The organism is Pseudosulfitobacter koreensis (assembly GCF_024733015.1).
Lineage (GTDB): Bacteria > Pseudomonadota > Alphaproteobacteria > Rhodobacterales > Rhodobacteraceae > Pseudosulfitobacter > Pseudosulfitobacter koreensis.
Genome location: NZ_JANKJG010000002.1, coordinates 143,677 through 169,076, shown reverse-complemented (window position 1 = coordinate 169,076; position 25,400 = coordinate 143,677). Strand labels below are relative to the sequence as shown.

Sequence of the window (25,400 nt, the reverse complement as noted above, 5' to 3'; positions counted from 1 at the left end):
GGCTGGCGGATGAAGGTTTGCCCTGCGGCGGGCTTGGTCGATGTACAATGTGATGTATAAGACAGGTCTTTGTAACTGCAAATTGTCGCACAGCGGCAGTGCGCAGAGTGTAGGGCGGCTTGTGCAGGGGGCGCAGGCTCTCTAAACCGCGCGGAACGACAAAGAGGGAGGGCATGGGCCCATGAGCATAGCATTTGTATTTCCCGGACAGGGCGCGCAGACCATCGGCATGGGCCGCGATCTGGCGGAGGCCTATCCGGTGGCGCAGGCTGTTTTCGACGAGGTTGACGAGGCCCTAGGCGAAAAGCTGAGCGCGTTGATCTGGGAGGGCGACATCGAGACGCTGACCCTGACGCAGAACGCGCAGCCTGCGCTGATGGCCACGTCGCTGGCGGCGCTGCGCGTGCTGGAGGCCGAAGGGTTTGGCATGTCGGTTGCGTCCTATGTGGCGGGGCATTCGCTGGGCGAGTATTCGGCGCTGGCGGCTGCCGGTGCGATTTCGGTGGCGGACACGGCGCGGCTGCTGCGGGTGCGTGGTGCTGCGATGCAGGAGGCCGTGCCGGTGGGCGTGGGTGCCATGGCGGCCTTGCTGGGGCTGGATTTCGCCACGGCGACGCAAGTTGCGGCCGAGGCTGCGCAAGGCGAGGTCTGTCAGGCGGCCAATGACAACGATCCGGCACAGGTGGTCGTGTCGGGGCACAAGGCGGCTGTGGAACGCGCCATCGAGATTGCCAAGGCCAAGGGCGCCAAGCGGGCGCTGTTGCTGCCGGTGAGTGCGCCGTTTCATTGCGCGTTGATGGAGCCTGCGGCGCACAAGATGGCCGAGGCGCTGGACAAGGTGGAGATCGGCGCACCTGCGGTGCCGCTGGTTGCCAACGTGCGGGCGGAGGCGGTCAGCGATGCGTCGGTCATTCGCGATCTGCTGGTGGAGCAGGTCACGGGGTCGGTGCGCTGGCGCGAGAGTGTGATGTGGATGGCCGCGCAGGGTGTGACAGAGATGTGGGAAATCGGCGCGGGCAAGGCGTTGAGCGGGATGATCCGTCGGATCGACCGCGATATTGCCACGCGCAACATCGGCGTGGGCGCAGACATTGCCGCGTTGAAGCAAAACGATTGAGAAGGAACAGAACATGTTGGATTTGACGGACAAGACGGCGCTGGTCACCGGTGCTTCGGGTGGGATCGGCGCGGAGATCGCGCGGGTGCTGCACAAGGCCGGGGCGACGGTTGCGATTTCGGGGACGCGGACCGAGCCGCTGGAGGCGCTGGCTTCGGAACTGGGGGAGCGGGTGCATGTGCTGCCGTGCAACCTGAGCGATGCGGCGGCAGTCGATGCGCTGCCCAAACAGGCCGTGGAGGCGATGGGGCGTGTCGATGTGCTGGTGAACAACGCAGGCATCACCCGCGACAACCTGTTCATGCGGATGTCGGATGACGAGTGGAACAGCGTGCTGGACGTTAACCTGACCGCGACGATGAAGCTGTGCCGGGGCGTTCTGCGCGGCATGATGAAGGCGCGCTGGGGCCGGATCATCAACATCAGCTCGATCGTGGGGGCCATCGGCAACCCCGGTCAGGCGAACTATGCCGCGAGCAAGGCGGGGATGATCGCGATGTCGAAAAGTCTGGCCTATGAGGTGGCCAGTCGCGGGATCACCGTCAACGCCGTGGCACCGGGGTTCATCACCACGCCGATGACCGACAAGCTGACGGATGACCAGAAAACCAACCTGTTGTCGCAAATTCCCGCCGGTCGGATGGGAGAGGCGCGCGAGATTGCCGCCGCTGTGGCCTATCTTGCCAGTGCGGATGCGGGTTATGTCACAGGAACGACCTTGCACGTGAACGGCGGTATGGCCATGTTGTAAGGGCCGCGCCAGAAGCCTTGCCATCTTTTCGGGATATGCTATAGGCGGCGCAGATTTGAACCGGGAACGCGGAGACGCGCTTTTGGAATAGCCGCCCCCCTGGGGGGGCACGACCATGTCGCACCAGCAGGGGCGGCACCACTGAAGGGCAAGATATTTGCCTGTTGGAATGAGGACTTAGAAATGAGCGACATCGCAGACCGCGTAAGAAAGATCGTTGTAGAGCACCTGGGTGTTGAAGAAGACAAGGTTGTCGAGAACGCATCGTTCATTGATGACCTGGGCGCGGACAGCCTGGACACCGTTGAACTGGTGATGGCGTTCGAAGAAGAATTCGGCATCGAGATCCCCGACGACGCGGCGGAAACGATTCAGACTTTCGGCGATGCAGTGAAATTCATTTCCGAAGCATCCTAAGTCCACGCTGCTTTCAAGCAGTTGAAGCGGCGTCTTTCCTTGCGGAAAGGCGCCGTTTTTGCGTTTTGGAAGAGAAGTTCGTTGCGCGGGGGCGCGCATGGGGACAGTGTCGGGGCAGAGCCTTGGTCAACAAAGGCCGCAGCAGGACCCGTTACAATGCATCTATCGCCCTCAAGTCGCGTGCCCCCATGTCGCGTGTAATTCCGACCATCAACACCAAGGGACTGACGCTGCGCGCGCTTCGGCCCGATGATTTCGACCGCTATGCCGAGATTTGGGCGATGGCCGACGTTACCTGTCATATCGGCGGTGCGCCGTGGAGCCGCAGCCAGGCGTGGGATTCGTTCCTGCGCAATGCGGGGCATTGGCAGATGACCGGATTTGGCCAATGGGCCATCGAGGCGCAGGGCACCAAGTCGCTGGTCGGGCAGACCGGCTTTTCCTATGGGGTGCGGGGACTGGGCGCAGATTTCGACATCTATCCCGAGGCGGCCTGGGTGCTGAGCCCCGATGTGCAGGGGCGCGGGCTGGGGCGGCAGGCGGCACAGGCGGCGCATGACTGGTTCGATCGGGTGGTGACCGGCCCGCTGGTCTGCCGCATCAGCCCCGACAACGCGGTGTCGCTGCGGCTGGCCGGTACGCTTGGGTACAAACCGCTGCGCCGCACCGAGGTGGATGGCGCGGCAGTGGATTTGATGATACGAAAATCTCCACCCTGATTGGCCGGCGAAAATCGGCCAATATTGCGGCGATGCGGCGCGCCCGATGACTTTGGGGGATGTCGCGTTGGACTTGAACACGCGGGCTTTGACGGGCTATTAGCGTCAAAACGAGACAAAGGGGCATTTCAATGCGCAGAGTTGTTGTGACGGGATTGGGATTGGTGACGCCATTGGCCGACGGGGTCGAGGCGACGTGGAGCCGTATTCTGGACGGTCAGTCGGGTGCGGGACCGATCAAGGGTTTTGACACCGAAGGGCTGGTCACGACCTATGCCTGCGAAGTGCCTTTGGGCGATGGCAGCGACGGCACGTTCAACGCCGACAAGTATATGGAGCCGAAGGAACAGCGCAAGGTCGATACCTTTATCCTGTTCGGCATGGCCGCAGCGCAGCAGGCGGTGGAGGATTCCGGCTGGAAACCGCAGAGCGACGAGGATTTCGAGCGCACGGGCGTGTTGATGGGGTCGGGCATCGGCGGGCTGAACAGCATTGCCAACACCGCCGTGATGATGGAAGAAAAGGGCCCGCGCCGCGTGAGCCCGTTCTTTGTGCCCGGTGCGTTGATCAACCTGATCAGCGGTCAGGTCAGCATCCGCTATGGGTTCAAGGGGCCGAACCATTCGGTTGTGACGGCCTGTTCGACCGGGGCGCATGCGATTGGCGACGCCAGCCGTCTGATCCAGCATGGCGACGCGGACGTGATGATCGCAGGCGGGGCCGAGGCCGCGATCTGCAAGATCGGGATTGCGGGCTTCAACGCGTGCAAGGCGCTGTCGACCAAGTTTGCCGATGACCCCAAGAAGGCGAGCCGCCCCTATGACGTGGACCGCGACGGTTTCGTGATGGGCGAGGGGGCCGGCATCGTGGTGCTGGAAGAATACGAGCACGCCAAGGCGCGTGGGGCGAAGATCTATGCCGAGGTCAAGGGCTATGGCCTGTCGGGCGATGCCTATCACATCACCGCACCTTCGGAGACCGGCGAAGGCGGCGAGCGTGCGATGCGCGCGGCGCTGCGCAATGCCGGTTTGCAGCCGTCGGACATTGATTACATCAACGCGCATGGCACGAGCACCATGGCCGACACCATCGAGCTGGGTGCGGTCGAGCGGATGCTGGGCGATCATGCGAGCAAGGTCACCATGTCGTCGACGAAATCCGCGACCGGGCACCTCTTGGGTGCTGCGGGGGCAATCGAGGCGATCTTTGGCATTCTGGCGATCCGCGATCAGGTGTGCCCGCCGACGATCAACCTGGACAATCCTGCGGTCGAGACGGCGGTGGACCTTGCGCCCAACGCCAAGCGCGAACGTGAGGTGAATATCGTGTTGTCGAACTCCTTTGGCTTTGGTGGGACCAATGCATCGGTGATCTTCGGAAAGGTCGACTGATGTGGCGGCATATCGCGTCGAACGCGCTGACGTTCCTGTTGCTGGCCATGTTCTTGCTGGGCGGCGTAATCTTGTGGGGCAAGGGGCAGTATCAGGCCGCTGGGCCGCTGACGGATGCCATTTGCGTTGAAGTGCCGCGTGGGACGAACTTTGATCGTGTGAGCGCGTCGCTGGTGGATCAGGGGGCTGTGACCAGCGGCCCGATCCTGCGCATCGGTGCGGATTACGCCGAGAAGACCGATCTGTTGAAGGCCGGCAGCTTTCTGGTGGAGCCGGGCGCGTCGATGGAGCAGATCGTGGATGTGGTCACCCGTGGCGGGGCCAGCACCTGCGGCACCGAAGTGGTGTACCGCGTCGGTGTGAACCGGGTGTCGGTTCAGGTGCGCGAACTGGACCCTGCAACCAGCGCGTTCGTGGAGCGGGCCGAGTTCGATCAGGGTGTCGACGAGACACCGGAAATCTATACGGACGTGAAGGCCAAGGCCGATACGCGGTTCCGGGTGGCGGTCGCCGAAGGTGTGACAAGCTGGCAGGTGACCGAGGCGCTGCGCGGGATCGACCTGCTGGAGGGCGAGGTGCCGGAGGTGCCTGCCGAGGGTGCATTGGCCCCTGACAGTTATGAAGTGCGGCCCGGCGACGACCGTGCGGCCATTCTGGCGCGTATGGAAGCGGCGCAGGAGGTTCTGGTGGCGGCGGCCTGGGAAGGGCGCGACGACAATCTGCCTGTGAGCACACCCGAGGAGCTTCTGATCCTTGCGTCGATCATCGAAAAGGAAACCGGCGTGCCCGAAGAGCGGCGTCAGGTCGCGAGCGTATTCGTCAATCGGCTCAATCAGGGCATGCGGCTGCAGACCGACCCCACGGTGATCTATGGCATCACCAAGGGTGAGGGCGTGCTGGGCCGTGGCCTGCGGCAGTCGGAACTGCGGGGGGCCACGCCGTGGAACACCTATGTGATCGAAGGCTTGCCGCCGACGCCGATTGCCAACCCCGGACGCGCAAGTCTGGAAGCGGCGGCGCGGCCCGACAGCACCGAGTTCGTGTTCTTCGTGGCCGATGGCACCGGTGGCCATGCCTTTGCCACAACGCTGGACGAGCACAACCGCAACGTCGCCAGATGGCGTGAGATCGAGGCGCGCCAACCTGCGCAGGAGAACTGATCCGCGGGCCAAATCGTTAAGTTTTCGTAATGATAACGGACGGTTGGGCGGTGGTTTGCGGGGCGTGAAGCTTGACTTTGCGCGCGGTTTCATGTAGGCACTGTGACATGCTGGAAGACATGGGCAAACGGCCCCGAGGGTGACCTCGGCGGCCGTTTTTTCGTGCTCTGTCATACGGGGGACCCTAACCGAAGAGAGGTGAACGACCCGGAATGATCATCATAACCCCGGAAGAGGATGCCGAGCAGATCCAACAGGCATTGGCCACGGTTTACCGTGAGCTCGGAGAGCTTCGTGAGCAGCTCGTTTTCTTGAAAGAGGAGGCGCGGAACGGGGGGGATGCGGATGCAAAAGATGTAAAGGCGACGGTTGCCTCGCTGCGATCGTCGCTTGAGACCTGTATGAAACTGGAGACACAAGTTGCAGAATGTCGTCGGAAACAATCCCTCATCGCGCAGGGTGGCTATGCTCTTGACCTCGACGCCGCAAGGACTGAGATCGGGTGCAGACTTGATCGCTTGCGCCACTGTTCAAGAGCGAGAGACTTTTCTTAACGAAATCGGAAGGGGGGGGCTTCGTGCCCTCCCTTTTTTGTTCGAGTTCTGGGCGATGCCGCATCAGTTGCCACCCAAGGGCGACTGGCGGGCCTGGGTGATCCTGGGGGGGCGCGGTGCGGGCAAGACGCGTGCGGGGGCCGAATGGGTGCGCAGCAAGGTCGAGGGCGCGCGGCCCTTTGATGCGGGTGCCTGCACACGGGTCGCGCTGGTGGGCGAGACGCAGGATCAGGTGCGCGAGGTGATGATCTTTGGCGACAGCGGGATCATGGCCTGTTCGCCGCCCGACCGCCGCCCCAAGTGGGTTGGCACACGCAAGCGGCTGGAGTGGCCCAATGGGGCGGTGGCGACGGTGCATTCCGCGCATGACCCCGAAGGGCTGCGCGGGCCGCAGTTCGATGCGGCCTGGGTGGATGAACTGGGCTGTGCCGCTGTGGACAAGGGCACGAACCAGCCCAACACGTTTCTGGACGCGAAATCATCGGAAAGCGATCTGCCGCATTATTCGAACGGCGCGCGCGACGATCTGATCCAGAAGCAATACCTGCGGGCGATCTATTCCTACTGGGGGCAGGCAGAGCGCAATCCGGTGTCGATTGAATACAATGCGCCGATGCTGGATCTGTCGCGCAGTTTCGTGTGGGCCTGGGATATGCGGCCCTATCCGTTCTTTCCCAACAACACCGTGCAATGGAGCGACGGTGACAATTACACCCGTGGACACTGGATCAACGGACGCACGGGTGCGCGCACGCTGGCGTCTGTGGTGGGGGAAATCTGCACGGCGGCGGGGCTCTTGGCCTATGACACCTCGGCCTTGCACGGGTATGTGCGCGGCTATGTGGTGGGCGAGGTTGCCGATGCACGTGCATCGTTGCAGCCGCTGATGCTGCGCTATGGCTTTGACGCGGTCGAGCGGGACGGGGTTTTGACCTTTCGAACGCGTGACGGGTTGGTGACGGCGGATGTGCCTGCGCCCGAGTTCGCCATGAGCGAAGAGATGGAAGGCACGCTGGAGCAGATCCGCGAGGCCGAGGCCGAAATGGTGGGGCGTGTGCGTCTGCGGTTCGTGCAGGCCGATGGCAACTTTGAGACCATCGCGGAAGAGGCGGTGTTGCCCGACGAGGCAACGCAGGCGGTGGCCACTTCGGACATCGCTCTGGCGATGACGCGCGCCGAAGGGCGGCAGGTGGCCGAGCGCTGGCTGATCGAGGCGCGGGTGGCCCGCGACACGGTGCGTGTGGCGCTGCCGCCGTCGTGGATGGCTGTCGGTGCGGGGGATGTGATCGCCCTGGCCGATGCCGAAGGCAGCACGGGGCAATATCGCGTGGACCGGGTGGAACAGGGCGCGATGCAGATGCTTGAGGCGGTGCGGATTGAACCGGGGGTCTATACGCCCTCGGACATGCAGGACCTGCTGGCGACGGTGCGGGGCTTTGTCCCGCCGGTGCCGGTGTCGCCGTTCTTTCTGGACCTGCCGATGATGACCGGCGACGAGGTTCCGCATGCGCCGCATCTGGCGATCACGGCCCGGCCCTGGCCCGGATCGGTGGCCGTCTACAGCGCGCCGACCGAGGAGGATTTCGCGCTGAACACCGTCGTGGCGCAAGAGGCCGTCATCGGCCTTGCGCAATCGACGCTGGTTTGCCATGCGCCGGGGATCTGGGATGAGGGGGCAGCACTTGAGGTGCGCTTGCTGCATGGCACACTGTCGGCGGTGACCGAAACCGCGGTGCTGAACGGGCGCAACCTGTGTGCGATCGGGGATGGCAGCAGCGACAATTGGGAGCTGTTTCAGTTTCGGGACGCAGAACTGATCGGGCCGGATACATATCTGCTGCGCCACCGGTTGCGCGGGCAGTTGGGCACCGACGCGCTGATGCCCGATGCCTGGCCTGTGGGGTCCTGGGTGGTGCTGATGAACGGCACGCCCACGCAGATCGAGATGGCCGCCAGCATGCGGCGCGTGGCGCAACATTACCGGATTGGTCCTGCACGGCGCAGTCTGGACGACCCCAGCTTTGTGGCACAGGTGCAGGCCTTTGACGGCAACGGGCTGCGGCCCTATGCGCCGGTGCATCTGCGGGCCGAGGCGCTGGGCACGGGCGATGTGGTGCTGACCTGGATCAGGCGCACGCGCATCGACGGAGACGGGTGGGATACGCCCGAGGTGCCCTTGGGCGAAGACGTGGAAAGCTACCGTGTGCGGGTGCTGCGGGAGGGTGCCGTGCTGCGCGAACAGACGGTCGGCGCGCCCGCGTGGACCTATGGCGCGGCGGAACAGGCCGCAGATGCGGCGCTGGGCGGCCTGACGCTGGAGGTCGCGCAGATCTCGGCGCGGTATGGGGCGGGATTGGCAGGACGCATTGCGGTTACGCTGTGATGCGCGCGGTGCTGCTGACCGACCTGCGCGATGCGGCGCGGGCGCTTTTGGCGCAGCCCGCGTCAGAGCGCCCGGGCTTGAGTGCCCGGATGATAAACGAAGCGATCTGGGCCGATCTTCACGTCCGTCGGACCGGACGCGCGCACCCGCTTTGGGGCAATGGCACCCTGTCGGATGCGGCGCGAAAACGGGTGCTGGCGACCGAGCCGACCTTGGATGATGCGGGCTATTGCGACTGTCTGACGCTGGTTTTGCTGGGCTTGCGTGACCGTCCGGGCCGAGTTGATCCGCCCCTTTGATCCGCACCTGCGCGCATCCATCGCCATTGCGAATGAGGACAATCACAGGTTTGCGTTTGGCCATTTAACCGCTATTGCGCTATCAAGAAGCGTGAAAGGACAGGTGACATGGCTGAATTGCGAACGAACGTCTCTGCGATGGACCCGGTGTGGGACCAGATCTCGGACGAGGCCCGGCTGGCGGTGCAGGACGAACCGCTGGTGGGTGGTTTCGTGCACGCGTGTATCCTGCATCACAAGACCTTTGACAAGGCGCTGAGCTACCGGATCGCCGCGAAGCTTGCGTCGAACGAGATGTCGATGGTTGTGGTGCGCGAGATTGTCGAAGAGGCCTATGCCGCATCGCCCGAGCTGATTGACGCGGCGCGTGCCGATCTGGTGGCGGTATACGAGCGCGATCCGGCTTGCCACCGGCTGTTGCAGCCGATCCTGTATTTCAAGGGCTATCAGGCGGTTCAGGCCTACCGTGTCGGGCATTTCCTGTGGGAACAGGGGCACCGCGATCTGGCCTATTTCTTTCAGATGCGTGTCAGCGAGATTTTCGGCGTGGACATTCACCCCGCCGCACGGATCGGACAGGGCATCATGATCGACCACGCGCATTCCGTGGTGATCGGTGAGACGGCGGTGGTGGGTGACAACGTGTCGATGCTGCATTCGGTGACGCTGGGCGGGACCGGCAAGGAAGAGCAGGACCGCCACCCCAAGATCGGCGATGGCGTGCTGATCGGGGCAGGGGCCAAGGTGCTGGGCAACATCACCATCGGCCATTGCAGCCGGATTGCCGCAGGGTCCGTCGTGCTGGAATCGGTGCCGCCCTGCAAGACCGTCGCGGGTATTCCCGCGCGCATCGTGGGCGAGGCGGGCTGTGATCAGCCGGCGATTTCGATGAACCACATGCTGGGTAAGAACGACGACTTGTAGGCTGTTTTCCAGCTTTGAACGATGAAAGCCGGGGCATCTGCCCCGGCTTTTTGTTTTGCGCGCTTGGAAAGGTGCCCGGCAGGCTCAGGCCAGCATCGCCATCGGGTTCTCAAGGTTGTCCTTGATCGCGTTCAGCAATTCCGCACCCAGCGCGCCGTCGATCACACGGTGATCGACCGACAGCGTTACCGACATCACTGTCGCCACGGCCAGTTCGCCGTCCTTGCCCACGACGGGTTTCTTGACGCCCGCACCCACGGCCAGGATCGCGCCGTGTGGCGGGTTGATCACCGCGTCGAAGTTGTCGATGCCGAACATGCCAAGGTTCGAGACCGCGAAGCTGCCGCCCTGATACTCGTGCGGGGCAAGCTTGCGATCACGGGCGCGGCCCGCCAGATCCTTCATTTCCGACGACAGGGCCGACAGCGACTTGTGATGCGCATCCTTCAGGACGGGTGTGAACAGCCCGCCCTCGATCGCCACGGCCACGGCCACGTCCGATGGCGTCAGTTTCAGGATGCGATCCCCGGCCCAGACGGCATTGGCATCGGGCACCTGTTGCAGCGCGATGGCGCAGGCCTTGATGATGAAGTCGTTGACCGACAGCTTGATGCCGCGCCCTTCGAGCTGCTTGTTCAGCGTGCCCCGGAAGGCCAGCAGTTCGTCCAGCTGGATGTCGCGGCGCAGGTAGAAGTGCGGCACGGTCTGCTTGGCTTCGGTCAGGCGGGCGGCGATGGTCTTGCGCATGCCGTCGAGCTTGATTTCCTCGTAGTCGCGGTCTTCGTACATCTTGGCGACAGCGCTGGCAGAGGGGCCGCTGGCCATGGCTGCTTTGGGCGCTTCCTCGGCTGCAGGTTTTGACGCTGCGGCCTTGGGCGTGTCGGAGGCGGACAGCCCCTCGATGTCGGCCTTGACGATGCGGCCATGCGGGCCGGAGCCTTTGACGCCCGCCAGATCCACGCCCTTGTCCGCCGCGATGCGGCGCGCGAGGGGCGAGGCGAAGATGCGTTTGCCGTCGTCGTCCTTGGGCGCGGGCGGGGCGGCTGCAGCCTCGGAGGTTTTCGCCTCCGGGGTCTTTTCGGCTGTTGGTTTCTCCTCGGCCTTGGCGCCGGCGTCATCAAGCGCCGCTGTCGACGCCCCGATGTCGTCGGCACTTTCGCCGTCTTCCAGCAGCACGGCGATCACGGTGTTCACCTTGACCCCTTCGCTGCCTTCCGCGACCATGATTTTGCCGATCACGCCTTCGTCCACGGCTTCGAATTCCATCGTTGCCTTGTCGGTCTCGATTTCGGCCAGCAGGTCGCCCGAGCTGACGGTATCGCCTTCCTTCACCAGCCATTTGGCCAATGTGCCCTCTTCCATCGTGGGCGAAAGAGCGGGCATGAGAATTTCAATGGGCATAGCGCGCGCTCCTTATTTGTATGTCACGGTTTTCACCGCGTCGATCACTTCGGCGGTGGTGACCAAAGCGTGTTTTTCCAGATTGGCGGCATAGGGCATCGGCACATCCTTGCCCGTGCAGTTGATCACCGGCGCATCCAGATAATCGAACGCCTGCTGCATAAGGACCGAGCTGATGTAGCCGCCGACCGACCCCTGGGGCCAGCCTTCTTCGACGGTCACGCAGCGGTTGGTCTTTTGCACCGACTTGATGATGCTGGCGGTGTCCATCGGGCGCAGGGTGCGCAGGTCGATGACCTCGGCGTCGATGCCGTCTGCGGCCAGTTTCTCGGCCGCTTCCAAGGCATAGGTCATGCCGATGCCGAAGCTGACGATGGTGACGTCCTTGCCCTCGCGCCAGATGCGGGCCTTGCCGAAGGGCACGGTGTAATCGTCGGTGTCCGGCACATCAAAGCTGCGGCCATAGAGGATTTCGTTCTCAAGGAAGATCACCGGGTTCGGGTCGCGGATCGCGGATTTCATCAGCCCTTTGTAGTCCGAGGCCGAATAGGGCATCGCGACCTTCAGGCCGGGGATCTGCATGTACCACGCGGCATAGTCCTGGGAGTGCTGCGCACCGACGCGCGCGGCGGCACCGTTGGGTCCACGGAACACCATCGGCGCGCCCATCTGGCCGCCCGACATATAGAGCGTCTTGGCCGCCGAGTTGATGATCTGGTCGATCGCCTGCATGCCGAAGTTCCATGTCATGAACTCGACGATGGGGCGCAGGCCCCCGAAGGCCGCACCGACGCCGATGCCCGCAAAGCCGTGTTCGGTAATCGGCGTGTCGATGACCCGCTTGGCGCCGAACTCGTCCAGCAAGCCCTGGGAAATCTTGTAGGCACCCTGATACTCGGCGACTTCCTCGCCCATCAGGAACACGTTTTCGTCGCGGCGCATCTCTTCGGCCATGGCGTCGCGCAGGGCCTCGCGCACGGTCTGCTGTTTCAGCTTGGTGCCTTCGGGCCAGTCGGGCGTGGTGTCGGCCTCGACCTTAGGCTCGGGGTGGGTCTTGCTTTCGGCGGGGGCGGTTTCGGACGATTGTTCCTTGTTGGCGGGCACAGGCGCGCTGGCGGGCTCGGATTTCGCGGTGTCGATGTCCTCGGCGCTTTCGCCTTCTTCAAGCAGGATCGCGATGGCGGTGTTCACTTTCACGCCTTCGGTGCCTTCTTCGATCAGGATCTTGCCGATCACACCTTCGTCCACGGCCTCGAATTCCATCGTGGCCTTGTCGGTTTCGATTTCGGCCATGATGTCACCGGATTTGACGGTGTCGCCTTCCTTGACCAGCCATTTGGCCAGCGTGCCTTCTTCCATCGTGGGGCTAAGGGCGGGCATCAGAATTTCGGTTGCCATGGATCAAGCCTCCTGCGGAATTTCGGTTGCGTAGATGTCGGTCCACAGCTCGTCGAGCGCGGGTTCGGGGCTGTTCTTGGCGAACTCGGCGCTTTCGTTGACCACGTCCTTGATCTTCTTGTCGATGGCTTTCAGATCCTCCTCGGTCGCGTGCTCGCCTTGCAGCAGCAGCGTGCGCACAGCCTCGATGGGGTCACGCTCGTCGCGCATCTTTTGCACTTCCTCGCGGGTCCGGTACTTGGCCGGGTCCGACATCGAGTGGCCGCGATAGCGATAGGTCTTGATCTCCAGAATATAGGGGCCCTTGCCTGCGCGGCAGTGGGCCACGGCGGTTTCGCCTGCGGCCTTCACCGCCAGCACGTCCATGCCGTCCACGGCCTCGCCCGGAATGCCGAACGCCTTGCCGCGCTCCCAGATCTCGGCGCTGGAGGTCGAGCGCTGCTGCGACGTGCCCATCGCATACTGGTTGTTCTCGATGATGAAGATGCAGGGCAGTTGCCACAGGGCCGCCATGTTAAAGGTCTCGTAGACCTGGCCCTGGTTCGCGGCACCATCGCCGAAGTAGGTGAAGGTGACGGCGTCATTGCCCTTGTACTTGTCGGCAAAGGCCAGACCCGCGCCCAAGGGCACGTTGGCGCCGACGATGCCGTGCCCGCCATAGAACCGCTTGTCCTTGGAGAACATGTGCATCGAGCCGCCCTTGCCCTTGGAATAGCCGTCCTCGCGGCCCGTAAGCTCGGCCATGACGCCGTTGGGGTCCATGCCGCAGGCCAGCATGTGACCGTGGTCGCGGTAGGTGGTGATGCGGCTGTCGCCTTCCTTGGCGGTGGCTTCCAGGCCGACCACGACGGCCTCCTGACCGATGTAGAGGTGACAAAAGCCGCCGATCAGTCCCATGCCGTAAAGCTGACCTGCCTTTTCCTCGAAACGCCGGATCAGCAGCATGTCGTGGTAGTAGGCCTTGAGCTCCTCTGCCGAAACATTCGGCTTGCTGGTGGTCTTTCTGGCGGCCATGCGCGACCCTCCCTGACGTTAATAGTTTAGCGTTAAACTATCTTTTATCGGATTCGGCGCTGTCATGCGAGAGGTTATATGGGCAAAAGACCATCCGCCCCGGTATGGAAGGGACAATGGTCTGTTTTCAGGCAGATGGGCCGCGCCTCAGCGGATGACGATTTCATCCGCGCGCACCAGTCCCAGGATGCTGCGCGCCTGTTCGTCCAGCAGGTCGAGGTCGAGATAGTCATCGGACAGACGCAGCGTCAGGTTCTCCATGCGGGCCACCTCGGCGCGCACATCGGCAAGCTGCGTGGTCAGAAGGCGCGCCTCGGCGTCGATCTGGGCGCGCTGGAACAGGCCAAAGTCACCCTGAACGGCGGCAAAGGTAAAATAGGCGCACAGGGCAAAGGCCACGGCGAAAAAGAGAAATCTACCAAATGCGGGGCGCGCGATGCGGGTCATGACTGCTGCCTTTTAGTGCCGCCTCTTGAACGGGCGATGAGGTCACAATGACACAGATGATTCGCAATGGGAATCCCCCGATGCACGCCTTTTGATCACAATTGCCCGGCGGTGATCCGTTCGCGCAACACCTTTGGTGCGCGCGGCATCGGACCCGTGCAGATTTGCCGCCGCGCCCCGGCGAGCAGGGCAGGGCACGTGCGGCGATCACCCGAAAGGGCCGTCTCAGGACAGCGCTGCAACTCCGGGCAATTCCTTGCCTTCCATCCATTCGAGGAAAGCCCCCCCAGCGGTGGAGATATAGGTAAAGTCATCCGCCGCACCCGCCTGGTTCAGTGCCGACACCGTGTCGCCGCCGCCCGCGACTGTGACCAGAGCACCCTCGCGGGTCAGCTTGGCCGCAGCCTGCGCGGCAGCGACCGTGGCCGTGTCGAAGGGGGCGATTTCAAAGGCGCCAAGCGGGCCGTTCCAGATCAGCGTCTTCAGCGTCTCGAAGGCCGCGACGATCTCGACCACGGCGGCGTCACCTGCGTCCAGCACCATCTGGTCGGCCTCGAGCACGGTATTCGCCGTCAGCGAGATCACGTCATAGGGCGCACCGGCGGCGAATTCGCGCGCCACACGGCCATCGACGGGCAGGATCACGCGGCAGCCGCGTGTCTTGGCCTCGTCCAGAATGGCGCGGGCGGTGTCGAGCAGATCATCCTCGCGCAGGGACGCGCCCATGTTGGCGCCCATCGCGGCCAAGAACGTGTTGGCCATGCCGCCGCCGATCACCAGAACATCCAGTTTCTGCACGAGATTTTGCAGCAGGTCGATCTTGGTCGATACCTTGGCACCGCCCACGACGGCACCCACGGGGCGTTCCGGCACGCTCAGCGCAGTTTCCAGGGCTTGCAGTTCCGCCTGCATCAGGCGGCCCGCACATGCGGGCAGCAGACGCGCCAGCGCTTCGGTGCTGGCATGGGCACGGTGGGCGGCGGAGAACGCATCGTTGCAATAGATATCGCCCAAGCCGGCCAGCCGCTGCGCCAGCGCCGTATCGTTCTTTTCCTCGCCGGGATAGAACCGGATGTTTTCGAGCAGCAGCACGTCGGCGCCTGCGATTTCGTCGGTGCCTGCCTCGGCGGCGTCCAGCGTCTCGATCAGGCGCACCTTGCGCCCCAGCGCCTCGGACAGGGCAGGGACCACGACCCGCAGGCTCAGGTCCAGCACCACCTTGCCCTTGGGGCGGCCAAAGTGGGCGATCAGGATCGGCGTGCCGCCCTGTTCCAGGATGTATTGCACCGTCGGCACGATCCGCTCGATGCGGGTGGCGTCGGTGACGCGCCCGTTTTCGACCGGTACGTTGATGTCCACGCGGCACAGCACGCGTTTGCCGTTCAGGTCCATGTCGTCCAGTGTCTTCCACGCCATCGCAATCAATCCCTTTAACTCAATTCGTTGGGCGGTGTTTCGCGGGATTTGCGGGTCAGGTCAATGCGGTGCCTTGGCAAAAGTCGGCCCACCCCTTAGGTATCCATGCAATATCAAGACAGAGGAGCCGACAATGGCCGAGATCAAAGACCCGGAAAACACCATCCTGATGGAACTGAAAGGTGGCACCGTCACCATCCAGTTGCTGCCCGACATCGCACCCAAACATGTCGAACGGATGAAAGAGCTGGCCCGCGCCGGTGAATATGACAATGTCGCGTTCCACCGCGTCATCGAAGGCTTTATGGCCCAGACGGGCGATGTGCAGAACGGCGACATGGAAGACGGCTTTAACATCCGCGCCGCCGGCACCGGTGGGTCGGACAAGCCCGACCTGCCTGCCGAGTTCTCGAAGATCCCGCATGCGCGCGGCTCTATCGGTGCGGCGCGTTCGGCCAACCCCAACAGCGCCAACAGCCAGTTCTTCATCAACTTCAAGGACAATGATTTCCTGAACGGTCAGTACACCGTTTACGGACAGGTCATTTCGGGCATGGAGCATGTCGATGCGCTGACCCGTGGCGAGCCGCCCGCGCAGCCCGACCGGATGATCAGCGTCAAGGTGGCTGCCGATGCGTAAGCTGCTGATCCCTCTGATGTTCGTGGCCAGCCCCGCGCTGGCCACGGGTCTTGCGATCGAGGTCGAGGGCGAAACCGCCCAGGGCACGATCCAGATCGACCTGCTGGAAGACGTGGCCCCCGCGCATGTAGCGCGCATCACGGAACTGGCAGAGGCGGGTGCCTATGACGGCGTCGTATTCCACCGCGTGATCGAAGACTTCATGGCGCAGACCGGCGACGTGGAGTTCGGTCAATCCGGCGGCGACACGTCGCGCGCAGGCACGGGCGGATCGGACATGCCCGACCTCGAAGCGGAGTTCTCGGACATCCCCTACGAGCGCGGCGTCGTGGGCATGGCCCGCTCGCAAAGCCCGGACAGCGCCAACAGCCAGTTCTTCATCATGTTCACGCAATATCCTTCGCTGAACGGCGGTTATACCGTCGTGGGCCGCGTGACCGATGGGCTGGACGTGCTGGACAGTCTCAAGCGGGGCAACCCACGGTCAGGGGCCATCGACGGTGCCTATGACGTGATGAAATCGGTGACTGTCACCGACTGATCGGTGCGGTTTCGCAGGATCTGGACAGGCCCTCGCGTTGCTACGCGGGGGCCTTTCGCCGTTTAGCCATCCGTCGCGTCACCGGCAGAAGGCCCCGGCCATCCGTTCATCGCCGCGTGGGCGACCGCCAGCAGTGCATTCTGGTCGGCACCGTCGCGCGCAAGAACGGACATGCCTTGCGTGACCGCAAGCGCCATATCGGCCAGAACCATCGGTTTGGTCCCTGGTGCCAACAGACCCGCCTCGATGTCGATTTCGATCCGCCGTATCATGATCGCCCGGATCACGCGCCGCTCTTGCGTTGCTGCGTTGCGCACATCGGTCGCCGCCTTCGATCCGGTTGCTGCGGCACTGGCCAGCAGACACCCCTTGGGGGTTGCCTCGCCTGTATAGAGCCTTGCGGCACCCTCGATCATGCGGATCACGGCGTCACGCGCTGTCGGCGCCTTGGCAAAGGCTTCTTCAAGGTCGGCAGGATCGCCCGCATAGCGCCTCAACGCTTCGAGAAACAATTGCTTCTTGTCACCGAAAGCCGCGTAGATGCTGGGGGCGGTCACGCCCATCGCTGCGGTCAGATCGCTGATCGACGTCGTCTCGTATCCGCTTTCCCAAAACGCGAGCATCGCCTTTTCAAGCGCGGCATCGCGGTCAAACGAAAGGGGGCGACCGGTTTTCCGGCGTGGTGCGTTCGGCTCTTTCATAGTGATGACTATTAAAGTGGTTGACCCCAGCGATCAAGCCAGCCATGACTATTACATAGCGATCACTATGTAATTATGGAGCTGCCCCATGTCCCTCTCGAATTTCCGCACCCTTGGAAGATCCGGTCTTGTCGTAAGCCCTCTGTGTCTCGGCACGATGACTTTCGGCCCCGGCGCGTGGGGCGCAGACGAAGCCAGCGCGCGCGCGATATTCAACGCCTACCGCGAGGCTGGCGGCAATTTTGTGGACACGGCGGACATTTACGCCGGTGGCGTCAGCGAGGAATTTGTCGGCAAGTTCATCGCCGAGACCCGATCCCGTGACGAGGTCGTTCTGGCGACGAAGTTCGGCTTCAACGGATCGACAAGCCCGCTGACCGGAGCGTCGGGCGGCACGGGCAATCCCCATGCGGGTGGGGCAGGGGCCAAGAATATCCACCGGGCCCTCCACGCATCGCTCAAGCGTTTGAACACCGATTACATCGACCTTTACTGGATGCACATCTGGGACGGTGTCACGCCTGTCGAAGAGATCGTGCAGACCCTGGGCGATCTGGTGCGTGCCGGCAAAATCCGGCATTACGCCTTTTCGGACATGCCTGCATGGGTCGCAATGAAAGCCGCGACCCTCGCGTCGGAACGCCGGGTGCCGGGACCGATTGCCATGCAGCTCGAATATTCGCTGGTCGCCCGCGACGTGGAGCAAGAGCATTTTCCCGCCGCGCGCGAGGCGGGCATGGGCGTCATGCCATGGAGCCCGCTTGCCGGGGGCTTTCTGACCGGCAAGTACAAGCGCGAGGATGTACGTGACACCGGGCGGCTGAGCGGCGCGAACCCTTTCGGAGACAGCAAGTTTACAGACCGCAATTGGGATATTCTGGATACGCTGCGCGAAGTTGCGGCGGAACTGGACTGCGCACCCGCACAGGCCGCGCTTGCCTGGGCGATGGCACGGCCCGGCGTCGGGTCCACCTTGATCGGCGCGCGCAGTCTTTCGCAGCTGAGCGGGAACATCATGGCTGCTGATCTTCATCTTGGTGAAGACCAGATGAACCGACTGAACGCGGCCAGCAAACCTGTCGATGGCTTTACCGCGTCGCTTGGCTCGCAGGCGGTGCGTCAGATGGTCTTTGGCGGCAACGACGTGATCGGGTGGGGCGCGCAGAGCGCTGGCCTTGCCTGAACCGCTTGCACCCCCAAGACAAAAACGGGCGTCGCGGCAGGTGCCGGACGCCCGTTGGTGTTTAGTGCAGAAAGGCTTATTCCTGCGGCTGGCCTTGCGGTTTGGCCTGAGCAGCGGCAGGTGCCGATTTGCTGCCACCGGGGTTCAGCGGGTCGTCCTGACGCTGAACTGAGCCTTCGAAATGCGCGCCGCTTTCGATTGCGATGGTCTTGTGGATGATGTCGCCCTCGACCCGCGCGGTCGATGTCAGACGCACCTTCAGGCCACGGACGCGACCGACGATGCGGCCATTGATCACCACGTCGTCGGCGGTGACTTCGCCCTTGATCGTCGCGGTTTCGCCGATGGTCAGCAGGTGGGCGCGAATGTCGCCTTCCACTGTGCCCTCGACCTGGATATCGCCGGTGGTCTTGAGATTGCCGGTGATGTGCAGGTCAGCGGACAGAACCGACGCGGGCGGTTTTGCCTTGGGGGCGCTGGCCTTGAATTCGCTTGAGGTGCCGGTGCCGGACGCAGGCTTTGCGGGAACCGCAGTGCTGCTGGGCTTGGCGGCGTCGTCCTTGGGTCCGGGTTCGTTGATTTTGCTCTTAGAAAACATCGTTTGCAGCCTTGATATAGATCATGGGGTTTACAGCTTTGCCGCCAACGCGGACTTCGTAATGCAGGTGCGTGCCGGTCACCCGTCCAGAGGCTCCCATATCACCGATACGATCCCCGCGCGAGACCCTTTGGCCAACTTTGACGCGAAGTTTCGACATGTGGGCATAGCGTGTCTCGATTCCGAACTCGTGCTGGATTTTCACCAGACGGCCGTAACCCGAGGACCAGCCCGAATGGACGACAACGCCATCGGCGGTCGCATAAAGCGGCGTGCCGGTGGGGGCGGCGAAATCGACGCCCTTGTGCATGCGGCGACCGCCCGTCTTGGGGTCGCGGCGATAGCCGAAGCTGGATGTGAAGCGGAAGGAATTCTTGACCGGCGTGGCGAAGGGCGCTTTTTGCGCGGCGATCCGGTACATGTTCAGCGTGTCCATCTGGTTCAGCAGACGGTTGGCGCGCAGGGCGTCGGGGCTGGGCTCTTCGCCACGGGTAGAGAACGACAGCGGCGTCAGCGGGCCGCCCTGACCGTTATAGCCACGGCGCACCTGGTCGATGATCTGTTTGGTCGGCATCCCGGCGGCGCGGAACATCTTGTCCAAGGGCGCCACGGAAATGGTCATCGCATCCTCGAGCTGGCGGAAGATCGCGTCGTTCTGGTCGCGCATCAGGGCGATCTGTTCGGTCAGCTCGTCCGCGGCCAGCAGCGCGTCTTCGGCGTCGCGGGCGATCTGGTCACGTTCGGCTGCGGTTTCGGCCAGGGCCGTTGCCACAAAATCCATCGGCGCGCCTGCACCGCTGTCGGCCATCGCCAGTCCGGTGCCGTCGGTGCCCATCTGTTCTGTCAGGGCCACGACCTGGTCGCGCGCGGCTTCGCGGTCTTTCATCGTGCCGCGCAGGGTCGACTGGATCACTTCGATCCCGGTCTCCAGCTCGCGGCGGCGCGTTTCGCTTTCCAGCAGTTCGGATTGCATCACGGAAATCTGGGTGAGGGCGGCGTTGAACCGTTCCTGTGCGGCATGGGCTTCGGTGGCACGTACATCGCGCTGACCGGCCAGATCGTTCAGCCGCGCCTGATAGGTGCGCTGGTCGCGTTTGGCCTGTTCGCGGAAGTTGCCCGACCCGATGCTGTCCATCAGGATGATCGCGGTGGCGATGATGGCCCAGGCCACCAAAAGCGACGACCCGGTGAAGGCGACCAGTTGCGTCACCGGACGCAAGCGTATGAAACGCGTGTCCGTGTCAGACTTCAGGAAGACCCTGCGCTCTGGAAACCACCGCTCGAGCGCGGCATCGAATTTGATTGCGAGACGTGTGCGCAAGTTGCCCGTCCTTTTTCCCATCCCAAACAGGCGCGGCATTCCCCAACACATACGCCCTTGGGCCGTTGCATAAACACCTCAGTTCAATCGGGCAACCGCTTTGGCCGACGATTGGGGCTTTCGTGGGGATTCGTTGCAATATTGGGCAAAAAACCGCTTAAATATTTCGACTTAGCAGGTGGGGCTCAGGTTGGCATACCTCAGGTAGAAACCGCCAAGGGCCAGTAAAAGTCGGGCGGGATGCCTGCCTCGGCGCGCTTTTCCTCGTTGAAGGGCGGTTTCAGCGCGCCGTGGAAATAGCGCTGCACAAGGCTGTGGAACACCTCCTTCGGGTCGGCGTTTTCGCGTCCGCACAGAAAGTGAAACCACTTCGATCCATAGGCGACATGGGCCACTTCCTCGGCGTAGATCGTTTCGAGTGCGGCAACTGCGCTGTCGGATTTGGCCTGTTTGAAGATGCGGATCATGTTGGGCGTCACGTCCAGCCCCCGCGCCTCGAGCACCATGGGCACCACGGCCAGACGACCCATCAGATCGTCGGCGGTGTCTTCGGCGGCGCGCCACATGCCTGCGTGGGCGGGCAGAGCGCCATAGTGGCTGCCCAACTCTTCCAGACAGTCCGCCATCAGGTTGAAATGCTTGGATTCTTCGTCGGCAGCCTTGACCCAGTCGTCAAAGAACCCCATCGGCATCGGCACGTGCGAAAACCGCGCGATGATGTCCCAGTGCAGGTCGACCGCGTTCAGCTCGATATGTGCGACGGCGTGCAGCAGGGCGATGCGCCCCTCGGGGCTGCCGGGTTTGCGGTGGGGCACGTCGCGCGGTGCCAGCAGTTCGGGGCGCGCGGGCCGCGCAGGCTGCATCGGCGGGCTGGCGGTGCCGATCTGCGGGGTTTCCCCGGCGGCGCGCGCGGCTTGCCACTGCGCGGCCAGCTTGCGCGAGAGGGCGGTCTTTTCCCGCGCATCGCCGCAGCGCAGAACTGCGTCGGCCATATGCGCCAGCGGCATCATCTGTGCGGTCGTCACAGGGCCTTCACCGCCTCCAGAACCTCTTCGGCGTGGCCGGGCACTTTGACCTTGGGCCAGATGCGCGCGATGGTGCCATCGGCGGCGATCAGGACCGTGGTCCGCTCGATCCCCAGAAATGTCTTGCCATACATCTGTTTTTCCTTCCACACGCCGTAATCTTCGCAAACCGTGCCGTTTTCATCCGACAACAGCGGCACTGTCAGGTCGTGTTTTGCGGTAAAATTGGCGTGTTTCTTCAGGCTGTCCTTGGAAATGCCATAGACCTGCGCGCCCGCGTCGGCGAAGGCTTGCATGTGTTCGGAAAAGGCAATGGATTCCTTGGTGCAGCCCGGCGTATTGTCCTTTGGATAAAAGAACAGAACCACAGGGGCACCACGCAGGGCAGACAGCGTGACATCCGGGCCTTCGGTTTGCGGCAAGGTGAAATCGGGGGCGGGGGAAGCTACTTCTATCATGACGGTCCTTGTCATACTGGCCCGGCTGGGCATGCGCGAAACTGACTGTCATAGTAGCTTTGGAGCAGCAAGAATAAAGAGATGACCGACAGCAAGTCATCAAATTCCAACCCGGCGGACCTGCCAAAGGTCAAACGCACGGGCCGCAAGCGCCGCATCGCCAAGCATGTGGGGCTGGGCACGCTTGTGCTGGCGGGACTGATTGGCGTGGCTGCGGCGATCCTGATCACCGTGCTGGTGGGCAAGCCGATTGCCGCCCCCGTCTGGCTGGAAGAGCGGATCGAGACGCGGGTGAACGCGGTGCTGGGCGGTCCGCGCCTGACGTTCGACGAGGCCGAGATCGTGGTCAACAAGGGCTGGCGCCCGCGTGCGCGCATCCGCAATGTGACGCTGAGCACCGCGACCGGGGCCGAGATCGTCAGCTTTTCCGAGCTGGAGGCCAGCCTTGCCATGCGCCCGCTGTTGTCGGGGCAGGCGGTGCCCAAGACGATCGAGATGTCCGGCCTGTTCGTCACCCTGCGCCGCGACGCCGAGGGCAAGGTGACGCTTTATGGTGGGCAGGGGTTCATCACCGACGACGCGCGGGCCTTTTCGGTGCCGGGGCTGATTGCCGCGCTGGATGACGCATTGGTCACCCCCCAGCTTGAGGCGCTGACCAGCGCGGATATCTACGGCGTGACCCTGCGCTATGAAGATGCGCGCGCCGACCGTGCGTGGACGGCAGATGGCGGGCGGTTGCGCCTGGCCGTTACGGGCGGTGAACTGACGGCTTCGGCTGATCTGGCGCTGCTGTCGGGGGGCACGGGTGTTGCCACGCTTGAGGCGAATTATGCCAGCCGCGTGGGTTCTTCCATTGCGGACTTCGGCGTGACGCTGGCCGATGTGGCCGCCGCCGACATCGCGGCACAGGGGCCTGCGTTTGCCTGGCTCGATGCCCTGCGCGCGCCTATTTCGGGCGCGTTGCGGTCGGGGGTGCAGGCCAATGGCGCGCTGGCCCCGATCAGTGCCACCCTGCGCATCGGGCAGGGCGTGGTGCAGCCCAACAACGAGACCCGCCCGATCCCGTTCCAGTCGGCGCGGACCTATTTCAACTACGATCCGTCCTCGCGCGTGTTGCGCTTTGACGAGCTGAGCGTGGTCAGCAAGTGGATCACCGCCCGCGCCGAAGGTCAGGCCATCGTCGGCGGTCTGGACGGTGAAGGGGCGCAGGTCGACACGCTGATCGGGCAGTTCGCGGCCTCTGACCTGCGGTTCAACCCGCGTGATCTCTATGACGCGCCGGTGGTGCTGGACGGGGCCAATCTGGATTTCCGGCTGGACCTGAACCCGTTCCGCATCACGCTGGGGCAGATGCTGGTGTCGGATCAGGGGCAGTGGCTGCGCGCCAAGGGCAATTTTGCCGCCGAAAGCGATGGCTGGCGGTTCGCGCTGGATGCGCAATTGGACGAGATGGCCCCCGACCGTCTGCTGGCGCTCTGGCCGGAAAAGCTGATCGTGAAGACGCGGGATTGGGTGGAACAGAACCTGCTGGCCGGAGAGCTGCGAGAGGTCGACGTGTCCCTGCGCGGCGTGCCGAACGAGCGGATGGAAAGCTATTTGAGCTTCGATTTCGCCGATGCCGATGTGCAGTTCATGAAGACGATGCCGCCGATCCGCTCTGCCTCGGGCCATGCCAGCCTGCTTGGCAACCGGTTCGTGGCGTCGATCGACGATGGCTTTGTCACCGCCCCCGAAGGCGGGCGCGTGGGCATGGGCGGGTCGTCGTTCATCATTCCCGATGTCACAGTCAAGGATGGCGCGCCCGCCATTGCGCGGCTGGAGACGGACAGCACCGTGACCGCCGCCCTGTCGCTGCTGGATCAGGAGCCGCTGCGGGTGATGGGCAAGGCGGGTCTGCCCGTGGGGCTGGCGGACGGGCGGGTGGCGCTGGAGGGCAGCATCGACCTTGCGCTGAAGAAAAAGCAGGAACCGGGGGATGTCACATTCTCGGTCAGCGGTCAGTTGCGCGATGTGCGCACCGACGCGCTGGTGCCCAACGAAGTGCTTTCGGCAAGTGCTCTGACCCTCAGCGCATCGTCCGACGGGGTGCGTGTTGCGGGGCAGGGTCTGTTGGGTGCCGTGCCTTTTGACGTGACCTGGGACCAGCCCTTGGGCGTCGAGGCGAAGGGCGGCAGCCAGGTGCGCGGCACCGTCGAGATATCGCAGGCCACGCTGGACGAGTTCAATATCGCCCTGCCGCCGGGGTCGATCCGGGGCAAGGGCGTGGGCGAGATTGTCGTCGATCTGCCAAAGGGCGGCGGCGCGCCGCGCATGGTGCTGACGTCGGACCTGCGCGGGCTGTCGATGCGGCTGGCGCCATTGGGTTGGTCGAAGGCGGCGGCGACACCGGGCACCCTGCGTGTCGCGGCGACGCTGGGCACGCGGCCCGAAGTCACCTCGATCGCCTTGAACGCCGCCGGGTTGCAGGCCACAGGCCGGGTGACGCTGACCGCCCAAGGCACCCTGGAGCGGGCCAGTTTCTCGCAGGTCAGGGTGGGGGGCTGGATGAATGCCCCTGTCGATATCGTGGGCCGTGGCCGCAACGTCGCACCCGAAATCCGGGTGCTTGGCGGCACCATCGACCTGCGCACCGCCGACTTCGGCTCGGACAGGGCGGGGGGCAGCGGCCAGTCGGCGGGCCCGTTGGTCCTGGCCCTGAACGAGTTGCGGATCACCGACACCATCGCGCTGACCGGCATGCAGGGCCGGTTCACCACCACCAACGGTCTTGACGGCAGCTTTACCGGCAGGATCAACGGCGGTGCCGAGGTCGCGGGCCGCGTGGTGCCGCAAAAGGGGCGCAGCGCGGTGCGGGTGACATCGCAGGACGCAGGCGGGGTCGTGGCGTCGGCAGGGATCATCCAGAACGCGCGCGGCGGCGATCTGAACCTGACGCTGTTGCCCGTCGGGCAAAATGGCGCCTTTGACGGTGAGTTGACCATCCGCAATACCCGCGTCAAGGATGCGCCAGCCATCGCAGACCTGCTGGCGGCGATTTCGATTGTCGGACTGCTGGAGCAACTCAGCGGCGATGGCATCGTCTTCAACAACGTCGAGGGGTCTTTCCGCCTGACCCCCAACCGCATGACCCTGACCAAGGCCAGCGCCACGGGCCCGTCCCTGGGCATCTCGATGGACGGCATTTACAATCTGAACGACAAGACCCTGGACATGCAGGGCGTGGTCTCGCCCGTCTATCTGCTGAACGGGATCGGCGCGATTTTTACCCGCAAGGGCGAGGGGCTGATCGGGTTCAACTATGCCCTGACCGGCCCTGCGGCAAAACCGAGGGTCAGCGTCAATCCGTTGTCGGCGCTGACGCCGGGGCTGTTTCGCGAAATCTTCCGCCGCCCGCCGCCCGAGTTGCCGGAGGTGGAGGCAGCCCCAGGTCCGAGCGGGGGTGTCACACCCGAGGCCTTCGCCCCGCCCGAAACCGAGGTATCACCGTTGGAGCGGCGGCGAGAACGCCTTGATAGCCCGAATTATGGACGCTAAGGGCTGCG

24 protein-coding genes are annotated in these 25,400 nt (G+C 63.7%); 14 read left to right on the top strand and 10 right to left on the bottom strand.

Going from position 1 to position 25,400, the window contains the following annotated elements; translation table 11 throughout:
* The first annotated feature begins 181 nt into the window (after positions 1 to 181).
* From fabD to cysE, 10 genes are all read left to right on the top strand, one after another.
* Positions 182 to 1,117: an ACP S-malonyltransferase gene (fabD, locus tag NTA49_RS03910; protein ID WP_258293349.1), complete on the top strand. Its 936-nt coding sequence runs from the start codon at positions 182 to 184 to the stop codon at positions 1,115 to 1,117.
* A 13-nt stretch (positions 1,118 to 1,130) separates the two neighbouring features.
* A complete protein-coding gene (fabG, locus tag NTA49_RS03905) occupies positions 1,131 to 1,868 on the top strand; it encodes a 3-oxoacyl-ACP reductase FabG (RefSeq protein ID WP_258293348.1) in 738 nt (245 codons plus the stop codon).
* Positions 1,869 to 2,051: 183 nt separating this feature from the next.
* Entirely contained in the window at positions 2,052 to 2,285 is a 234-nt protein-coding gene (locus NTA49_RS03900; RefSeq protein WP_258293347.1) for an acyl carrier protein, read from the top strand.
* A gap of 188 nt (positions 2,286 to 2,473) precedes the next feature.
* Positions 2,474 to 3,004 carry a GNAT family N-acetyltransferase gene (locus NTA49_RS03895; protein ID WP_258293346.1) on the top strand — a complete coding sequence of 177 codons (531 nt, stop codon included), beginning with the start codon at positions 2,474 to 2,476 and terminating at the stop codon, positions 3,002 to 3,004.
* Positions 3,005 to 3,135: 131 nt separating this feature from the next.
* On the top strand, positions 3,136 to 4,395 hold the full coding sequence (gene fabF, locus NTA49_RS03890) for a beta-ketoacyl-ACP synthase II (protein WP_261368123.1): 1,260 nt from the start codon (positions 3,136 to 3,138) through the stop codon (positions 4,393 to 4,395).
* The gene (gene mltG / locus NTA49_RS03885; RefSeq protein ID WP_258293345.1) at positions 4,395 to 5,555 is read left to right on the top strand and encodes an endolytic transglycosylase MltG; all 1,161 of its coding nucleotides are present in this window, start codon (positions 4,395 to 4,397) and stop codon (positions 5,553 to 5,555) included. The genes fabF and mltG overlap by 1 nt, the downstream gene beginning before the upstream one ends.
* Before the next feature lie 212 nt (positions 5,556 to 5,767).
* Positions 5,768 to 6,109: a hypothetical protein gene (locus tag NTA49_RS03880; RefSeq protein ID WP_258293344.1), complete on the top strand. Its 342-nt coding sequence runs from the start codon at positions 5,768 to 5,770 to the stop codon at positions 6,107 to 6,109.
* A gap of 55 nt (positions 6,110 to 6,164) precedes the next feature.
* A complete protein-coding gene (locus NTA49_RS03875) occupies positions 6,165 to 8,492 on the top strand; it encodes a baseplate megatron protein TIM-barrel domain-containing protein (protein ID WP_258293343.1) in 2,328 nt (775 codons plus the stop codon).
* Positions 8,492 to 8,791 carry a DUF7742 family protein gene (locus NTA49_RS03870; protein ID WP_258293342.1) on the top strand — a complete coding sequence of 100 codons (300 nt, stop codon included), beginning with the start codon at positions 8,492 to 8,494 and terminating at the stop codon, positions 8,789 to 8,791. The genes NTA49_RS03875 and NTA49_RS03870 overlap by 1 nt, the downstream gene beginning before the upstream one ends.
* Positions 8,792 to 8,899: 108 nt before the next feature.
* Complete coding sequence (cysE, locus tag NTA49_RS03865) at positions 8,900 to 9,715, top strand: serine O-acetyltransferase (RefSeq protein WP_261368122.1); 816 nt, start codon at positions 8,900 to 8,902, stop codon at positions 9,713 to 9,715.
* An 84-nt stretch (positions 9,716 to 9,799) separates the two neighbouring features.
* Here cysE and NTA49_RS03860 read toward each other — a convergent pair whose 3' ends face one another.
* The 5 genes from NTA49_RS03860 to NTA49_RS03840 form a co-directional block, all read right to left on the bottom strand.
* On the bottom strand, positions 9,800 to 11,116 hold the full coding sequence (locus tag NTA49_RS03860; protein ID WP_258293341.1) for a pyruvate dehydrogenase complex dihydrolipoamide acetyltransferase: 1,317 nt from the start codon (positions 11,114 to 11,116) through the stop codon (positions 9,800 to 9,802).
* A 12-nt stretch (positions 11,117 to 11,128) separates the two neighbouring features.
* Positions 11,129 to 12,514, bottom strand: coding sequence for a pyruvate dehydrogenase complex E1 component subunit beta (locus tag NTA49_RS03855; protein ID WP_258293340.1), 1,386 nt, complete (start codon positions 12,512 to 12,514; stop codon positions 11,129 to 11,131).
* A gap of 3 nt (positions 12,515 to 12,517) precedes the next feature.
* Complete coding sequence (pdhA, locus tag NTA49_RS03850; protein WP_258293339.1) at positions 12,518 to 13,528, bottom strand: pyruvate dehydrogenase (acetyl-transferring) E1 component subunit alpha; 1,011 nt, start codon at positions 13,526 to 13,528, stop codon at positions 12,518 to 12,520.
* 147 nt (positions 13,529 to 13,675) lie between these two features.
* Positions 13,676 to 13,975: an FtsB family cell division protein gene (locus NTA49_RS03845; RefSeq protein ID WP_258293338.1), complete on the bottom strand. Its 300-nt coding sequence runs from the start codon at positions 13,973 to 13,975 to the stop codon at positions 13,676 to 13,678.
* A gap of 225 nt (positions 13,976 to 14,200) precedes the next feature.
* Positions 14,201 to 15,391 carry a phosphoglycerate kinase gene (locus NTA49_RS03840; protein WP_258293337.1) on the bottom strand — a complete coding sequence of 397 codons (1,191 nt, stop codon included), beginning with the start codon at positions 15,389 to 15,391 and terminating at the stop codon, positions 14,201 to 14,203.
* A 133-nt stretch (positions 15,392 to 15,524) separates the two neighbouring features.
* Between NTA49_RS03840 and NTA49_RS03835 the strand changes: the two genes are divergently transcribed.
* Positions 15,525 to 16,031: a peptidylprolyl isomerase gene (locus tag NTA49_RS03835; protein ID WP_258293336.1), complete on the top strand. Its 507-nt coding sequence runs from the start codon at positions 15,525 to 15,527 to the stop codon at positions 16,029 to 16,031.
* Complete coding sequence (locus tag NTA49_RS03830) at positions 16,024 to 16,572, top strand: peptidylprolyl isomerase (protein WP_258293335.1); 549 nt, start codon at positions 16,024 to 16,026, stop codon at positions 16,570 to 16,572. The genes NTA49_RS03835 and NTA49_RS03830 overlap by 8 nt, the downstream gene beginning before the upstream one ends.
* A 62-nt stretch (positions 16,573 to 16,634) precedes the next feature.
* Here NTA49_RS03830 and NTA49_RS03825 read toward each other — a convergent pair whose 3' ends face one another.
* Positions 16,635 to 17,195: a TetR/AcrR family transcriptional regulator gene (locus NTA49_RS03825; RefSeq protein ID WP_258293334.1), complete on the bottom strand. Its 561-nt coding sequence runs from the start codon at positions 17,193 to 17,195 to the stop codon at positions 16,635 to 16,637.
* Positions 17,196 to 17,361: 166 nt separating this feature from the next.
* Between NTA49_RS03825 and NTA49_RS03820 the strand changes: the two genes are divergently transcribed.
* Positions 17,362 to 18,456, top strand: a complete 1,095-nt coding sequence (locus NTA49_RS03820) for an aldo/keto reductase (RefSeq protein ID WP_258293333.1) — start codon at positions 17,362 to 17,364, stop codon at positions 18,454 to 18,456.
* A 76-nt stretch (positions 18,457 to 18,532) separates the two neighbouring features.
* Here NTA49_RS03820 and NTA49_RS03815 read toward each other — a convergent pair whose 3' ends face one another.
* From NTA49_RS03815 to NTA49_RS03800, 4 genes are all read right to left on the bottom strand, one after another.
* Positions 18,533 to 19,054, bottom strand: a complete 522-nt coding sequence (locus tag NTA49_RS03815) for a bactofilin family protein (RefSeq protein WP_258293332.1) — start codon at positions 19,052 to 19,054, stop codon at positions 18,533 to 18,535.
* Positions 19,044 to 20,375 (bottom strand): M23 family metallopeptidase, encoded by a 1,332-nt coding sequence (locus tag NTA49_RS03810; protein WP_258293331.1) that lies wholly within the window; start codon positions 20,373 to 20,375, stop codon positions 19,044 to 19,046. Before NTA49_RS03810 ends, NTA49_RS03815 begins: the two co-directional genes overlap by 11 nt.
* A 200-nt stretch (positions 20,376 to 20,575) precedes the next feature.
* The gene (locus tag NTA49_RS03805) at positions 20,576 to 21,385 is read right to left on the bottom strand and encodes a ferritin-like domain-containing protein (RefSeq protein ID WP_261368142.1); all 810 of its coding nucleotides are present in this window, start codon (positions 21,383 to 21,385) and stop codon (positions 20,576 to 20,578) included.
* Positions 21,386 to 21,396: 11 nt separating this feature from the next.
* Positions 21,397 to 21,858 carry a peroxiredoxin gene (locus NTA49_RS03800; protein WP_258293329.1) on the bottom strand — a complete coding sequence of 154 codons (462 nt, stop codon included), beginning with the start codon at positions 21,856 to 21,858 and terminating at the stop codon, positions 21,397 to 21,399.
* 81 nt (positions 21,859 to 21,939) lie between these two features.
* Between NTA49_RS03800 and NTA49_RS03795 the strand changes: the two genes are divergently transcribed.
* Positions 21,940 to 25,392 carry a YhdP family protein gene (locus NTA49_RS03795; protein ID WP_258293328.1) on the top strand — a complete coding sequence of 1,151 codons (3,453 nt, stop codon included), beginning with the start codon at positions 21,940 to 21,942 and terminating at the stop codon, positions 25,390 to 25,392.
* Positions 25,393 to 25,400 lie beyond the last annotated feature (8 nt).

Bases quoted from the DNA above. Each gene is read 5' to 3' on its own strand.
- fabD (WP_258293349.1), top strand. From the start codon at position 182: ATGAGCATAGCATTTGTATTTCCCGGACAGGGCGCGCAGACCATCGGC.
- fabG (WP_258293348.1), top strand. From the start codon at position 1,131: ATGTTGGATTTGACGGACAAGACGGCGCTGGTCACCGGTGCTTCGGGT.
- NTA49_RS03900 (WP_258293347.1), top strand. From the start codon at position 2,052: ATGAGCGACATCGCAGACCGCGTAAGAAAGATCGTTGTAGAGCACCTG.
- NTA49_RS03895 (WP_258293346.1), top strand. From the start codon at position 2,474: ATGTCGCGTGTAATTCCGACCATCAACACCAAGGGACTGACGCTGCGC.
- fabF (WP_261368123.1), top strand. From the start codon at position 3,136: ATGCGCAGAGTTGTTGTGACGGGATTGGGATTGGTGACGCCATTGGCC.
- mltG (WP_258293345.1), top strand. From the start codon at position 4,395: ATGTGGCGGCATATCGCGTCGAACGCGCTGACGTTCCTGTTGCTGGCC.
- NTA49_RS03880 (WP_258293344.1), top strand. From the start codon at position 5,768: ATGATCATCATAACCCCGGAAGAGGATGCCGAGCAGATCCAACAGGCA.
- NTA49_RS03875 (WP_258293343.1), top strand. From the start codon at position 6,165: ATGCCGCATCAGTTGCCACCCAAGGGCGACTGGCGGGCCTGGGTGATC.
- NTA49_RS03870 (WP_258293342.1), top strand. From the start codon at position 8,492: ATGCGCGCGGTGCTGCTGACCGACCTGCGCGATGCGGCGCGGGCGCTT.
- cysE (WP_261368122.1), top strand. From the start codon at position 8,900: ATGGCTGAATTGCGAACGAACGTCTCTGCGATGGACCCGGTGTGGGAC.
- NTA49_RS03860 (WP_258293341.1), bottom strand. From the start codon at position 11,116: ATGCCCATTGAAATTCTCATGCCCGCTCTTTCGCCCACGATGGAAGAG.
- NTA49_RS03855 (WP_258293340.1), bottom strand. From the start codon at position 12,514: ATGGCAACCGAAATTCTGATGCCCGCCCTTAGCCCCACGATGGAAGAA.
- pdhA (WP_258293339.1), bottom strand. From the start codon at position 13,528: ATGGCCGCCAGAAAGACCACCAGCAAGCCGAATGTTTCGGCAGAGGAG.
- NTA49_RS03845 (WP_258293338.1), bottom strand. From the start codon at position 13,975: ATGACCCGCATCGCGCGCCCCGCATTTGGTAGATTTCTCTTTTTCGCC.
- NTA49_RS03840 (WP_258293337.1), bottom strand. From the start codon at position 15,391: ATGGCGTGGAAGACACTGGACGACATGGACCTGAACGGCAAACGCGTG.
- NTA49_RS03835 (WP_258293336.1), top strand. From the start codon at position 15,525: ATGGCCGAGATCAAAGACCCGGAAAACACCATCCTGATGGAACTGAAA.
- NTA49_RS03830 (WP_258293335.1), top strand. From the start codon at position 16,024: ATGCGTAAGCTGCTGATCCCTCTGATGTTCGTGGCCAGCCCCGCGCTG.
- NTA49_RS03825 (WP_258293334.1), bottom strand. From the start codon at position 17,195: ATGCTCGCGTTTTGGGAAAGCGGATACGAGACGACGTCGATCAGCGAT.
- NTA49_RS03820 (WP_258293333.1), top strand. From the start codon at position 17,362: ATGTCCCTCTCGAATTTCCGCACCCTTGGAAGATCCGGTCTTGTCGTA.
- NTA49_RS03815 (WP_258293332.1), bottom strand. From the start codon at position 19,054: ATGTTTTCTAAGAGCAAAATCAACGAACCCGGACCCAAGGACGACGCC.
- NTA49_RS03805 (WP_261368142.1), bottom strand. From the start codon at position 21,385: ATGATGCCGCTGGCGCATATGGCCGACGCAGTTCTGCGCTGCGGCGAT.
- NTA49_RS03800 (WP_258293329.1), bottom strand. From the start codon at position 21,858: ATGATAGAAGTAGCTTCCCCCGCCCCCGATTTCACCTTGCCGCAAACC.
- NTA49_RS03795 (WP_258293328.1), top strand. From the start codon at position 21,940: ATGACCGACAGCAAGTCATCAAATTCCAACCCGGCGGACCTGCCAAAG.